Raw genomic sequence first — 14,456 nt, forward strand, 5'->3', positions numbered from 1 at the left:
ATCAGATATGATTACCATTCACGGAGTTGATCCCAATATGATAGCAAACAACCTGGAGCCGGCTTATCCTACGCATCCGGGCGAAGTGTTGAAAGATGAAATTGATTATCGCGGCATCTCTCAACGTAAACTTTCCACAGAAATGAATGTACCCTATACCCAACTCAACGAAGTGTTGAACGGAAAGAGAGCGTTGAGTACCGAATTTGCGCTGCTTGTAGAAGCCGTGTTGGATATACCTGCAGAACCTTTGCTGAAAATGCAGGCGCGATACAACATGATCGTTACCAAACGAAATATTAATTTCATCAAGAAGTTGAATAACGTCCGGAAAATATCGGCGGTATTGTGATCTCTATTTCACGTAGAAAAAGTTTTAATTCCTCCCCGGCTTTATAAAATCTACTTTACTGATTTTGCCATAATGTTCTTTTTCATCACTGGTCCTAATCTGGATTGTTACTGTATCATTTCAGATTTGTTGATTTGTCTATTTATTTCCATAATCAATTTCTCCTTCTGGAGTGGACGTGGAGCATCTTTCAATACTATATGTCCATTCTTATCAATGAGTGTATAATGGGGTATCCCTGAAAAAACCCGCAAATCAGCCAACGCATTGTACTGATTATCTGTCAATAAGATATGCTCTCTTGAAAGACAAAAGCGGGAGAAACCCAATTCCCCCGCTTTATCAATATCCGGAAAGAGCAAGTAGTTACTCGCCGATGACCGGCTTGTAATAGCCCAAATCTTCAATACGCGATTTTGAGATGAAATTCCAGTTCTTCATCACTTCTATCTCGCCGAAATGGATATAGACTTCCGCACTGCGACGGAACAGTTCCGGCTCCTTATTGGCATCCTGCAAAAGAAGATGTCCCATAATGATATGGGCGGCACTTTCCACAAGACGACGCGCATGGAAATCGAGATAATCGGCATCTTTGGTTGAAGTAACCGCCTCTACCATTTTCTCATAGATCTCCGCCATATTGGCCAGGTCACGCTTCAACGCCTCCAGTTCGGGTACCACAGGCATTGCAGCGTAGTCCCTGATCTGTTGCAGATAGGTGCCGGTGGTGACGTGGCGGATAGCTGCTACCACCTGTAACTGGGTAGTACCTTCATAAATATTAGTGATACGTGCATCACGATAGAGACGTTCGCACTTGTAATCTTTCATAAAACCCGAACCTCCATGGATCTGGATGGCATCATACGCATTCTGGTTGGCATACTCGCTGCTCATTCCCTTTCCAAGTGGCGTGAAAGCATCTGCCAGACGGGAGAAATGTTTCATCTCATCCCGTTCTTCCGGAGTCAGTTTACGTTCCCGGCTGATATCTTCCAGCGTTTTGTACATGTCTACGAAACGGCAGGTTTCATAAAGCAAAGCACGGGTTGCATCGGTCTTGGCACGCATATTGGCAAGCATCTCATATACCGGAGGGAACTCGATAATGGCCTTGCCAAACTGGCGACGCTCCAAAGCATAGTCATACGCCTCACGGGTAGCCGCTTCGGAAAGTCCTACCGATTGGGCCATAATGCCCAGACGGGCGCCATTCATCAACGACATCACATATTTGATCAGACCCATCCGGCGTGTCCCGACCAATTCGGCTTTGGCATTTTTGTATACCAACTCACAGGTGGGTGCTCCCTTGATCCCCATCTTATTCTCGATACGGCGTACATCCACACCGCCATTTCTTTTGTCATAGATAAACATCGACAAGCCACGGGCGTCTTTGGTTCCCTCTTCGGAACGCGCAAGCACCAAGTGGATATCGGCATCGCCATTGGTAATGAAACGCTTCACACCGTTCAGATACCATTGATTCTCTTTCTCGTTATAAGTCGCTTTCAGCATAACCGCCTGCAGGTCCGATCCGGCATCCGGTTCGGTAAGGTCCATCGACATGGTTTCACCTTTCACGATGCGCGGCAGGTATTTATCCCTCTGGGCCTGATCCGCAAATTCATAAATGGTCTCACCGCAGTCCTGCAACATCCAAATATTCTGGAAGCTGGCATCGGCACGGCTGACAATATCGGCACTCATCATGTAGGGTACCATCGGGAAGTTGAGTCCGCCATACTTACGGGCAAGTCCCATCCCCATCAGTTCCGCTTTGTTAAGCGCGTCGAGGTTCTCCTGTGTAGCAGCCGCATAAGTCACGCGTCCATCATGCACAGTAGGGCCGCTCTGGTCCACCGTCTCGGAGTTCGGTTCAATGATATCGCCGCAGATTTCGCCCACCACTTCCAGCACTTTGTTGTAGCTGTCCATCGCATCCTCAAAATCCATCGGAGCATAGTCACAAGTCTCCCGGTCTGCGTAGTTTCTCTCTTTCAATTCCACAATCCGTTTCATCAGCGGGTGCTGGAGATAATGACGGAATTGCGGTGTATCGGTATAAAAGTTTGCCATCTTATTTCGAATTTTTCTTATAATACTTGATCATCTTTGGAATCACTTTCTCTATCTCTCCGGTAATCACATAATCGGCGATGGAGTTGATAGGAGCGCTGGGATCGTTATTGATAGAAATGATGATAGAACTGTCCTGCATGCCGGCGATGTGTTGTATCTGTCCGGATATGCCACAGGCGATATAAACCTTGGGGCGGACGGTAATTCCCGTTTGTCCCACTTGCCGTTCATGTTCCACGAAGCCGGCATCCACTGCCGCACGTGAAGCACCTACTTCGGCCCCCAGTACGTCGGCAAGCTGGTAAAGCAGTTGGAAGTTCTCTTTCGATCCCACGCCATAACCTCCGGAGACGATGATGGGTGAATTTTTGATATTCACCTTCGATTTCTCGATATGGCGGTCGATAATGGAAACCACAAAATCATCCTCCTTCACAAAATCGGCCACATTGTGTTCTACCGTCTCTCCTTTAAAATAAGGATCGAAAATTTCTTTTTTCATCACCCCTTCACGTACCGTAGCCATCTGTGGACGGCAATCGGGATTAATGATCCATGCCACAATATTACCACCAAAGGCGGGACGTATCTGGTAAAGCAGATTTTTGTAAGTCTTCCCTGCTTTCCTATCCTCATGATCGCCGATTTCAAGCGAGGTACAGTCGGCTGTAAGCCCACTGCCCAGGAGGGATGAAACGCGTGGCCCCAGGTCGCGGCCGATAATGGTGGCACCCATCAGGCAAATTTGTGGTTGCTCTTTCCTGAAAAGCCCTGCCAGGATGGAAGTATGTGGCAGTGTGGTGTATGGCGACAGGCGATCATCTTTAAAGAGATGCAGCACATCCACACCATAAGGGAATACTTGTTCTTCAATTTTTTCGAGGTCGGCAACGGATGCGGCGGCAATCGCTTCGAGTTTACAATCCAACTGGCCGGCAAGCGAGCGCCCTTTGGTCAGTAGTTCCAGGCTCACATCGGCTACTATCCCCTCCTCAATTTCCAAATATACAAATAAGTTGTTCATGTTTATCAATTCCTCCTGTTATCCAATCGTGTGACTATCTATCAATTCTTTCATCAGCTCTTCGATATCGACATCGTCGTCGGTAAGCTGCCTGCTCTCTTTGGCCTGGAATACCACATTCTCTATCTTCTTCACCTTGGTAGGAGAACCGGAAAGACCGCATTGTTCCTTGTCGGCTTCCACATCGTCCACACTCCATTCTGTGAGATTAAGGTAGGGGCGGCTGCTGTAGATATCTATATAGTCGATATTTTCAGCCTGACGTTCAGTTACGGTTTTGGCATGTTTATACTTCAACAGCAGTTTCGCGTTGCGCGGACGGCATGCGCGGGCAGAACCGTTCACAGTAATGACCACAGGGAGGGGGCATTCCACTACTTCCACACCATTCGTCAAGCGGCGTTTCACGGTTATTTTACCGTTTTCAATCTTTTCAATATTCTCTGCATAGGTGATTTGTGGAATCCCCAGTTTTTCAGCCACCTGAGGGCCAACCTGTGCCGTGTCACCATCAATGGCCTGACGTCCCGATACAATGATATCAAATTTCCCGATCTTACGGACCGCCATCGACAAGGCATAGGAAGTAGCCAGGGTGTCTGCACCGGCAAATGCCCTGTCGGTTAACAATACTCCATCGTCGGTGCCGCGAAACAGTCCTTCGCGTAAGATCTCCGCAGCACGTCCCGGCCCCATAGTCAGCACCGTGATTTTTGAACCGGGAAACCGGTCCTTGATGTCTAATGCCTGCTCCATCGCATTCAAATCCTCTGGATTAAAAATGGCAGGCAGTGCCGCCCTGTTTACAGTTCCGTCGGCTTTCATCGCATCCTTCCCCACATTCCGTGTATCGGGAACCTGCTTAGCCAACACAATAATATTAAATGCCATACTCAATTAGATTAGTTTATCTCCTATAGATGTTATACATGTTTTGAGGGGACAAATATACACAAAATTTGCCATGCCTGCCGCTCCATTATCAATTTTCTAAAAATTGAAACAACCCATTAAACCAAACCGAAAGAAACCCATCTCTATAAGAGTGGACTTCGCAATGGGGTCCGCTTGGAATATATCTCCGACAAGCCTACGGGGAAAAGCTTCTACAGAAAATGTTTGTTTTTCTGTAAATATGAACGAAATATGATAACTTTGCGGTAAATATTCATCGTATGCAAAAGATAACATCCTTTCTGATAACTCTCCTCCTGGCTCTAATGATGAGCAGTTGCGCAGGAATTAAATACCTGACAGTGGAAACACGTGAACCGGCGCAGGTGAACCTGCCTTCGAATGTGCTCTCAATAGCCATTATTAATAATGTAGTACAGCAACCGGATGAGGTAGGACATGACAGTATACCGATAGGGCACACACAACCAGAAAGGGTTAAAGCTTCTTCCGACAGTGCCGCTGTTTTTTATACAGAAGCGTTGGCGCAATTCATGGATGAAGAGGATTATTTCCAATGGGTGATGCATTACAGCGAACCGCTGAGGAACGATAATGATTTCTTCCGGGAAAAACCAGTCGATCCTGAAACGATGAACAGGATCAGAAGGGAAACGGGAGCCGATGCAATTATCTCTCTCGACAAGCTGGTCATTGAAACTAAAAAGAGAGACCATTTCAGGCAGCAGGGATATACTTATGCCGACATGACAGGAAAAATATATTCCATCCTCCGTGTATATATGCCTACTATGGAAGGAAAAATTCCTGCCGTACAATACACCGACAGCCTCCATTGGGAAGGATTTGATATCCAGGACGGAAAGGCTTATGCCGATATTATGCTTCCTTCCCGTGAAGAAGCGATAAAAATATTGGCGGTGAACGCCGCAGAAAAGATGACCTATGTATTTGCGCCCCATTGGGAGATGCAGGACCGATGGTATTACACTTTATCCAATTCATTGATGCGGGAAGGGGAGAATTATGCCAAAAAGTCGGAATGGGAAAAAGCGATTGAAAAATGGGAGGCATTCTATAACAACAGTTCTAAAAAAAACGATAAAGCCAAAGCGGCAAGCAACATTGCACTGGCCTATGAGATGATGGACGATATGGAACGTGCACTGGAATGGGCAGCCCTTTCAAACAGCCTGTTCATTGAGTCCACAGCTCCTAACTCTTTGGAGAGAAAGAGATCAATGCTCTACAAAAATGAAATTGAAAGACGAAACAATAATTCCAACAGATTGAATATGGATGAACTTTAATGAGAAAACCCATCCAGTGATCCGAAAAAAGGAATTTAAATCTCTTTTTTCGGATTAATTCTATCCAAAACAAAAAAACACATACTTAATTTCTGGGATATTAAAAAAAAGACTATCTTTGCATTCAAATCTTATAACAGTAATTTTACTCATAACTACTGTTCAATAACATTATACTTTTTCTTATCAGACTTTTTCTGTATTCGACATAGTCAAGTAAACTTAGTTGTTTTTTTTATTGCATTATTTGAGTCGTCTGCGCTCTTCGACTGATAATTGAGTCGCCTGCGCTCCTCAACTGATAATTGAGCCGCCTGCGCTTCTCAACTGACAATTGAGTCGCCTACGCTCCTCAGCTGACAATTGAGTCGCCTGCGCTCCTCGATTTTCAATTCTACGATTAACATAGTCAAAACCCGTTTTGCCTTTGTATTCGCTTATCGGAATAATTCCATCAAAGCAAGGTTCAACTGGCGACAAACCAAAACTAAGGGCAAACTTGTATACACTTTGAAATATGTGAAGGAAGATAGAAAAAGGATTCACAAAAGCATTATTATATATCAATAACAATATTTATTCAAAAACCATAACGAATTTTATACATCTACATGGCTTATAACATTATTGAGCTTAATGAAAAGCTCACAACAGAATTAAGAGTTCTTGCCAAAGAGATGGGTATAAGACGCCCTGATGCATACAAGAAAGAAGAACTCATTTATAAAATTCTAGATGAACAGGCAATTGCCGAAACAAAAAAACTGGGTACAGAGGGAAGTAACCAACAAGGTTACCCATCAAGAAGAGGTCCCGACAATAAAACAAATAATCAGAGGAGCAAAGCTGCCAACAAAAAAGAGGCCCCCAAGGAAAAGGAGATCGATAAAAAAGAAGATCAGACAAAGCCCCAAAGCCAACCTCAACAGGTACAGCCTGCCGAGAAACCCAAATTAATGAGGAAAGAATCCACTCCGGCAGAAGAGAAAGCTCAGGTTACACAAAATAGTGTCCCAAGTACCCAGCCTGAAGTGAAAGTGGCAACCATCCAGACAATCCCCACAAAGAATGCGGAGACTCCTGAAGCAAAGGCCGATACCCCTGAGAAAAAACCTGAAGAAGGAACCGCTCCAAAGGCATCCGGAAAACCCATCCAGTTGGTCTTTCGCTCATCAAAACACAGGAATGAGGAAAAGAGTACGCCTGCCCCCGTCACATTACCCCCGGTAGTGGCAGAGGAAGCACCTGAAGAAAAAACAGATGTACCGGCGAAAGAGGCACCCGTGTCGGGCGGCAAACTTTCCATGATGGATCTTATCTCGCCTTCACCTTTGCAACCCAAACAGCCTGCTGCACAACAAAACAAACAGTCCCAGGCTCACCAGACTCCGGTACAACCTCAGGTTCAGGCTCAAGCCCCACAATCAAAGGACAAAGATCCCGGTTACGATTTCGACGGCATACTCAATGCGTCCGGCGTACTGGAGATCATGCCCGACGGCTACGGCTTCCTCCGTTCCTCCGATTACAACTATATGTCGTCACCCGATGATATATATGTATCGCAATCACAGATCCGTCTCTTCGGATTGAAGACAGGAGATGTGGTAGAAGGCCCTATCCGTCCGCCTAAAGAAGGAGAAAAATTCTTCCCGCTGGTAAAGGTGGACAACATCAACGGACGCAATCCTGATGATGTGCGCGACCGTGTACCTTTCGACCACCTGAAACCTCTTTTCCCCAACGAGAAATTCAACCTCACCAAAGGTCATAATGATAACCTCTCCTGTCGTGTGGTCGATATGTTCTCCCCTATCGGAAAGGGTCAGCGCGGCCTGATCGTGGCGCAACCCAAAACAGGGAAAACAATGTTGCTGAAAGATATTGCCAATGCTATTGCCGACAATCATCCGGAAGTATATATGATCATCCTGTTGATCGACGAACGACCTGAAGAGGTAACCGACATGGAACGGAGCGTGAATGCGGAAGTGATTGCTTCTACCTTCGATGAACCGGCAGACCGTCATGTGAAAATTGCCGAGATCGTATTGAACAAAGCCCGCCGTCTGGTGGAATGCGGACACGATGTAGTGATACTCCTCGACTCCATTACCCGTCTGGCCCGTGCCTATAACACCGTGCAGCCGGCTTCGGGGAAAGTCCTCTCAGGAGGTGTGGATGCCAATGCGCTGCACAAACCCAAACGTTTTTTCGGGGCCGCCCGTAATATCGAACATGGGGGTTCACTGACCATTATCGCTACGGCACTTACCGAAACCGGCTCCAAGATGGACGATGTGATCTTCGAAGAGTTCAAGGGTACCGGTAATATGGAATTGCAGCTCGACCGCAAACTCTCCAACAAGCGGGTATTCCCCTCTGTGGATATCATCGCATCGAGCACGCGTCGTGACGATCTGCTCCTGTCGCAGGAAACACTCAGCCGCATGTGGGTACTCCGCAACTTCCTGTCGGATATGAATTCGGTAGAAGCAATGGAATTCCTGCTGACTCGCCTGAGACGCACTTCAAGCAATGAAGAGTTCCTTATTTCAATGAATGATTAATCATTGAAAATAGATCCTTCCTCTAAAAGAGAGATGAGATATACTCAAAAAAACGCAGCGGACAGTGAAGTCCGCTGCGTTTTTTGTGGCTCGTATCTAAAAACCCGGTTTGAGCTTCGCCAGTTTAGCTTTTCTCTTATTGAAACGGTACAAGCGGGGAGCCCTGTAAGGCACATTCTTCTGGAATTCGTCCAACTGTTCCAGACCGTCTATGAGTAACACTTTCTTTTGGAAATTACGCACATCTGATTTTGTTTCGAGTATTAGGTCATATAAATTGCGGAGTTGTGTCATTGTAAATTTTCGCGGCAACAGTTCGAAAAGCATATTAGGCTGAAGCATTACCTGATGACGTATATGCCTCAATGCTTCTTCCGCAATCTGATTATGGTCGAAAGCGAGTTTCATATTGGCAAGCGACTTGACATCATACCATCGGGCGGTCGTGCTTTCAGACTCGAATATGATTTTCCGGCTGATTTTTATTAATGCCAGATAACCCACGGTTACAATACGCCCGATTTTTGTATTGGTAGTTCTTTCCAGCCAATTTTTATCCCTCGGGTTACTGGTTCTTGCCGGATCCCCGAAACTATGGAACTGATGCAGAAAGATATTTTTCAGGCCCGTCAACTCATAGAGAACACGCGTGGCTGCCGTATCAAGATCCTCATCCTGATATATAATACTTCCGGGCAATTTTTTATCACTGTAGTTTCCGTTTACTTCACTGATCGTCCGTTCAATCAATAGTATTTTCAATTTCTCACCATCAAAACCAAACACTACACAGTCGATAGAAACGTGGGGATTATAGGCCAATGTGTGAAGGGTGTCCTGTGTCAATTTACCGTTTGTCATAAGATTCTTGATTTCAATACAAAATTATGCTATAAATTGGATCAGACAAAAATAATACTCAAAATTAACTATCAATTTAATTTTAATATCTATTATGTTTATTTTTGTAATGTGTTTGAATAAAATAAATACCTTTGTAAAATATAATACTAATAATATACGTATTTTTTACAATAAGTAATTTCAATTAATAAATTATACTTTGACGAATATACAATTTAATCAATTGATAATTAAAAATATACAATAATTTATTATTGTATATAATACATTAAGAAAATAGGTCTATTTTTTTTCAGATGGGAATGGTGATTATCTAAAAAAACTGCCTCCAAAAAGATAAACGATTAGGGATGCGCATGAACAATATGAAACATAGAGGGTAATATATACACTTACTAATCTATTACCGATAGATGCTTGTAGTATAGGATTAGTACAGGATTTATTAATTTAAACAAATGAAAAAATGAGATGAAAAAGCAAAGTTTAAATCTATTCAAAGGGATTTTGTTCATACTCCTGTGTGCATTTTCCCAACATGTGTTTGCCCAGGGCATAACTGTGAGAGGAACGGTTGCCGACACAAAGGGTGAGCCTCTTATTGGCGTAACCGTTCAGGTACAAGGTACATCGATTGGTACGGTTACCGATATAGAGGGCCATTTTACGCTGTCGAATGTACCTTCCGATGCGACGTTAGAAGTGTCGTATGTGGGTATGCGTCCGGAAACGGTTGCGTTAAATGGGAGAACAACCATGCATATAGTGATGCAGGAAGATACCGAATTGTTGGAAGAACTGGTAGTGGTTGGCTACGGTCAGATGAGACGTAGCGATTTAACAGGTGCAGTCGTCTCCGTGACGGACGCGGCCATTAAAAAATCAATCCCCACATCCATTGACCAGGTTTTACAGGGACGTGCCGCCGGGGTGCAGATACAGGCAAACTCGGGTACTCCGGGCGCGAGTTCGGCTATTCGTATCAGGGGTACTAATTCACTGAATGCCACCAATCAGCCCATTTTCGTGATAGACGGGGTCATCGTGGATTCATCGACCGACAGCGAAAGTAATAATCCGCTTTCAAGTATCAACCCTTCGGATATTGTTTCCATGGATATATTAAAGGATGCTTCCGCAACAGCTATTTACGGTGCGCGTGCTTCCAATGGTGTGATCATGATTACCACGAAACGGGGAAAGGCCGGCGAGTCAATCGTTACATACGATGGATATGCGGGATGGCAGGAAATGCCTAAGCAGTTAGAAATGTTGAATCTAAGGGAGTATGCAGTCCATCATAACAACCGTGCAGCATTGGGACTTGTAGATCAAAGTAGTGCTTTTGTCCGCCCTGACCTTTTGGGAGAAGGGACAAACTGGCAGGACGAACTGTTTCGTAAAGCAGTCATGACGAGCCATAATCTTTCTGTAAGCGGAGGAACTGAAAAAACAACGTATGCTTTCAACGGAGGTTATCTTAATCAGGACGGTATTGCCCTGGGGTCCGGCTTCCGTCGTCTTTCCCTGCGTTCGAATATCGACACCCAGATTAAGTCATGGTTACGTGGCGGTGTGAATTTCTCTTTTGCCGAATCTAAACAAGATGTCGGCACCGATAATAATACGATTATGAGTGCATTGCTTCAACAGCCTACCGTGGCGGTCACATCTCCCGACGGTTCATTCGACGGGCCGGACGATGTCTGGATGCCGGATAATCCCGTCGGCCTTGCTTCCATCCGCACCAATAATAACAAGAAAACCAATTTTCGGTTCAATACCTATCTGGATGCTGCTTTGTATGAAGGACTGACTTTCAGGAGCGAACTTTCGTATGATTACAACTTCAATAAATATTATTATTATCAGCCCGATTACCAATTCGGTATCAAGACAAGTGATACACGCACTTCCCGATGGACCAAGACCGATACCCGGTACTGGTCGTGGCGGAATATCGTGACTTATGACACAAAATTAGCTGAAAAACATGCGCTGAATGTGATGGTCGGTCAGGAAATGTCACAATCGAATTGGGAGAACCAGGTGGGAACCGCTACGGGGTTCCTGACAAACACAACACCCGACCTGAGTGCGGGAGATATTACCTCCTCCACAACTACCGGTTCGCGTATAGCCAACTCTATTGCTTCATTTTTTGGACGGACTTTCTATTCGTACGACGACCGTTATTTATTGACCGCAACGATCCGCCGGGATGGTTCTTCCAAATTTGCGGAAGGCAATAAGTGGGGATGGTTCCCCTCTTTGGCATTCGCCTGGCGTGCGTCCCAGGAATCATTTTTACTGGACAACAGGACAATCGATAATTTGAAACTCCGTGCCGGTTGGGGGGCAACCGGTAACCAGAATGTCAACGATTACGCCTATATGGCATTGCTCTCCTTTAAAACCACTCCCTGGGGTACCGGCGTATTGACCGGGAATACGGCCAATCCGGAACTGACATGGGAAACCACTTATTCCTATAACGTGGGTGTCGATGTGGGATTGCTCGGCAACCGTATCGAGTTTATCGGCGACCTTTACTATAAGAAAACCAATAATCTGCTGCTGCAACTTCCTTTGCCGGCCTATCTCGGATCAAGCGGACAGGGAGCGGCCGCGAATCCGTGGGGGAACGTCGGTTCCCTTGAAAATAAGGGAATTGAGCTTACCCTGAATACCACCAATATCACGAATAAAGATTTTATGTGGACTTCCAATCTGGTGTTTTCCCTTAACCGTAACAAGGTGCTCGAACTCGATACCGATAACTCTTCCATCGAAAAGAGCTATCAACCCAGCTCTACCAATTATATTGTTACGAAAACAACCGTGGGACAGCCTATCGGTCAATTCTGGGGTTACAAGGTGATCGGGCGTTTCGACGATGCTACCGATTTCTACTATAAGGATGCCGATGGGAATGTAAGACAAGTGGCGATTCCCGAAGGCAATACGATTGCGAAAAGCAGTACCTGGATTGGTGATTATATCTACGAAGATATCAATAACGACGGCAAGATCAATAATGAGGATGCGACGTTTATCGGCAACCCGGAACCCAAATTCACGTACGGTATCGGAAATACCTTTTCTTACAAAGGCTTGGATCTGACGATATTCTTCTCCGGCTCTTACGGTAACAAGGCACTGAACCTGACCCGTTACCGGATTGAAGATCCACGTTCCAATGCCAATATCCTCAAATCTTCGTTGAATTATGCCACAGTCGACCTGATTGATCCCAACGGGCCGGCGGAAGATTACCGTAATCTTCATGTAGTAGGCGGTTCCGCAACAATGCCTGCCCTGCAGGAGTCCGATGCGAATAATAATTACTCCCGTGTGAGTGACCTGCTGATAGAGGATGCTTCGTACATCCGTCTCCAGAATATCTCTGTGGGGTATACGCTCCCGCAAAAATGGGTTAAAAGGATTTACCTCAACAATGTGAGGATATATGCCAACATCCAGAATATATATACATGGACCAAATACAAGGGACTTGATCCGGAAGTAGGCTCCATGTATGGAGATGCATTAATGACCGGTGTGGATTACGGACGTTATCCTTCACCCCGTATCTATACCTTTGGATTAAATGTTTCATTCTGAATTTAAAAAGAATTATACAATGAAAAATAGTACAATATTCATCATAACGGCGTTGAGCGGTTTCCTTGCAGTCACTTCCTGCGAAGATTTCCTGACACACGATAATACCACAAACGCCAACCAGGAGACGTTCTTCGATAGCGACAAGGCTGTAGCAGCGGCTACCGCACCCTTATACAATTATGTGTGGCACAGTTTCAATGAAAAGTTCTACTATGGGATGGGCGACGGCCGCGCCAACAACATCACTGCCCGTTGGTCCCCCTATATCTATCCTTATACCAATTTCACCGAAACAGCCCTGAGCGAAGGGCTGGAAGAAGCCTGGGGGTCTCTCTACTCTGTTGTGGCGCAGTCCAATTACGCCATCAATAATATCCGGCAGTATTCCGGTCCGCAAGTCAGCGAAGCCGCTAAAATCCAGGCCTATGCCGAAGCACGGTTTATGCGGGGGCTGGCCTACTGGTATATCGGTTCATTGTGGGGCAAAGCCATCATTTACGAAAATACGGCCGAACAGGTGAATAATTCCGTGGTTCCCGCCCATCGCGGTGTGGATGTAATCGAATTCGCGATCCGTGATCTTGAATATGCCGCAGTCAATCTGTCAAGAACAGCTTCGAATCAAGGACGTGTCACCTGTTACAGCGCTTATGGAATACTATCCCGCGTTTACCTCTCCATGGCAGGATTAACCACGGAAGGTGCATACAACGGTACTAATATTGCTACCGACTTTAACCGGGGCACACGGAATCCCTATTATCTGGATCTTGCCCGGCAAGCAGCATTGAAAGTCATAGAAGAAGGCCCCTATGCATTGCTCGGCAATTACGGCGACCTGTTTGCCGTATCCACAACCAACAACAACAGCGAATCCATTTTCCAGTTACAGTGGCTGCAGGGCAGCACCGACGCGATCGGTTGGGGAGCCAATAATCCTATGCCGGCCTTCTTTTCCTGGTCCACCATGGTCGGCGAGACCAATTGGGGGAATGCTACTTATGCGTCCTATGACCTTGTCCGGTCTTATGACAAACGGGACAGAATCCGCCGTCATTATACCATCGCCACGGTCGGGGCGGAATATCCGGACCTGAATGTGAAGAATGGTGGCTACACCTACAATGAAACCGAAAGTGGATATGAAGAAAAGTGCAACATCAAGAAATATGTGATCGGAAAGATCGATGATAACGGACAGAGCTATCAACAGAGCAGCGGACTCAATACGTATATGATGCGTCTTGCCGAAGTGTATCTGAACCTTGCCGAAGCCGTTCTGGGAAACGCCGCTTCTACCAGTGACGCTACCGCACTCACGTATGTCAACCTGATCCGCGAACGTGCCGGTATGCCGGCATTGGGATCCATCACCTACGAAGATCTCCGGTATGAGCGTCGCATCGAACTGGCCCTGGAAGGCCAATACTGGTATGACCTTGTACGGCGTGCCTATTACAAGCAGCAGGAAGTAGTCAACTATTTGAATAACCAGGACAGAAATGCCGGTTACGAATGGGATGAAACCGAGGAAAGCCAATATGCCAAAACCGGTGACGGGACAGGAGTTGCCGTTGCCACGGCCGCTAACCTGGTGTTGCCCATATCAGATGTGGACCGCGGGCGGAATCCGCTCCTGAATAACGATCCCGTAGCGTATGAGTTCGGAGAAAAGGAAGTTACGGTTTCTGATTTGTTTAACTAAC

General features: G+C 45.8%; 9 protein-coding genes. 5 read left to right on the plus strand and 4 right to left on the minus strand.

Annotation, left to right across the window (positions count from 1 at the left end):
* Positions 1-7 precede the first annotated feature (7 nt).
* A complete protein-coding gene (locus ABV001_RS03500) occupies positions 8-352 on the plus strand; it encodes a HigA family addiction module antitoxin (protein ID WP_352421540.1) in 345 nt (114 codons plus the stop codon).
* A 366-nt stretch (positions 353-718) separates the two neighbouring features.
* On the opposite strand, the gene ABV001_RS03505 is transcribed toward ABV001_RS03500, so the two are convergent.
* The 3 genes from ABV001_RS03505 to ABV001_RS03515 are packed head-to-tail and all read right to left on the minus strand — an operon-like array spanning position 719 to position 4,355.
* Positions 719-2,437, minus strand: coding sequence for an acyl-CoA dehydrogenase family protein (locus ABV001_RS03505; protein ID WP_352421541.1), 1,719 nt, complete (start codon positions 2,435-2,437; stop codon positions 719-721).
* A gap of 1 nt (position 2,438) precedes the next feature.
* Entirely contained in the window at positions 2,439-3,464 is a 1,026-nt protein-coding gene (locus ABV001_RS03510) for an electron transfer flavoprotein subunit alpha/FixB family protein (protein WP_352421542.1), read from the minus strand.
* 18 nt (positions 3,465-3,482) lie between these two features.
* Positions 3,483-4,355: an electron transfer flavoprotein subunit beta/FixA family protein gene (locus ABV001_RS03515; RefSeq protein WP_352421543.1), complete on the minus strand. Its 873-nt coding sequence runs from the start codon at positions 4,353-4,355 to the stop codon at positions 3,483-3,485.
* Between the two features lie 284 nt (positions 4,356-4,639).
* Here ABV001_RS03515 and ABV001_RS03520 point away from each other — a divergent pair, with 284 nt between their 5' ends.
* Together ABV001_RS03520 and rho are read left to right on the plus strand one after the other, a co-directional pair.
* Positions 4,640-5,689: a DUF6340 family protein gene (locus ABV001_RS03520; protein WP_352421544.1), complete on the plus strand. Its 1,050-nt coding sequence runs from the start codon at positions 4,640-4,642 to the stop codon at positions 5,687-5,689.
* Between the two features lie 611 nt (positions 5,690-6,300).
* A complete protein-coding gene (gene rho / locus ABV001_RS03525; RefSeq protein ID WP_352421545.1) occupies positions 6,301-8,259 on the plus strand; it encodes a transcription termination factor Rho in 1,959 nt (652 codons plus the stop codon).
* A gap of 96 nt (positions 8,260-8,355) precedes the next feature.
* Here the strand turns inward: rho and ABV001_RS03530 are convergent, their stop codons facing one another.
* Complete coding sequence (locus ABV001_RS03530; RefSeq protein ID WP_352421546.1) at positions 8,356-9,120, minus strand: NUDIX hydrolase; 765 nt, start codon at positions 9,118-9,120, stop codon at positions 8,356-8,358.
* Positions 9,121-9,594: 474 nt separating this feature from the next.
* On the opposite strand from ABV001_RS03530, the gene ABV001_RS03535 reads away from it, so the two are divergent.
* Both ABV001_RS03535 and ABV001_RS03540 read left to right on the plus strand, forming a co-directional pair.
* Positions 9,595-12,747: a SusC/RagA family TonB-linked outer membrane protein gene (locus ABV001_RS03535; protein ID WP_352421547.1), complete on the plus strand. Its 3,153-nt coding sequence runs from the start codon at positions 9,595-9,597 to the stop codon at positions 12,745-12,747.
* 19 nt (positions 12,748-12,766) lie between these two features.
* On the plus strand, positions 12,767-14,455 hold the full coding sequence (locus ABV001_RS03540) for a RagB/SusD family nutrient uptake outer membrane protein (RefSeq protein WP_352421548.1): 1,689 nt from the start codon (positions 12,767-12,769) through the stop codon (positions 14,453-14,455).
* Position 14,456 lies beyond the last annotated feature (1 nt).

Origin of the sequence: Proteiniphilum sp., from assembly GCF_040307845.1 — a bacterium.
Classification (GTDB): domain Bacteria; phylum Bacteroidota; class Bacteroidia; order Bacteroidales; family Dysgonomonadaceae; genus Proteiniphilum.

What these genes read in the sequence shown, in the direction of transcription:
- ABV001_RS03500 (WP_352421540.1), top strand. Translation starts at nt 8, where the DNA reads ATGATTACCATTCACGGAGTTGATCCCAATATGATAGCAAACAACCTG.
- ABV001_RS03505 (WP_352421541.1), bottom strand. Translation starts at nt 2,437, where the DNA reads ATGGCAAACTTTTATACCGATACACCGCAATTCCGTCATTATCTCCAG.
- ABV001_RS03510 (WP_352421542.1), bottom strand. Translation starts at nt 3,464, where the DNA reads ATGAACAACTTATTTGTATATTTGGAAATTGAGGAGGGGATAGTAGCC.
- ABV001_RS03515 (WP_352421543.1), bottom strand. Translation starts at nt 4,355, where the DNA reads ATGGCATTTAATATTATTGTGTTGGCTAAGCAGGTTCCCGATACACGG.
- ABV001_RS03520 (WP_352421544.1), top strand. Translation starts at nt 4,640, where the DNA reads ATGCAAAAGATAACATCCTTTCTGATAACTCTCCTCCTGGCTCTAATG.
- rho (WP_352421545.1), top strand. Translation starts at nt 6,301, where the DNA reads ATGGCTTATAACATTATTGAGCTTAATGAAAAGCTCACAACAGAATTA.
- ABV001_RS03530 (WP_352421546.1), bottom strand. Translation starts at nt 9,120, where the DNA reads ATGACAAACGGTAAATTGACACAGGACACCCTTCACACATTGGCCTAT.
- ABV001_RS03535 (WP_352421547.1), top strand. Translation starts at nt 9,595, where the DNA reads ATGAAAAAGCAAAGTTTAAATCTATTCAAAGGGATTTTGTTCATACTC.
- ABV001_RS03540 (WP_352421548.1), top strand. Translation starts at nt 12,767, where the DNA reads ATGAAAAATAGTACAATATTCATCATAACGGCGTTGAGCGGTTTCCTT.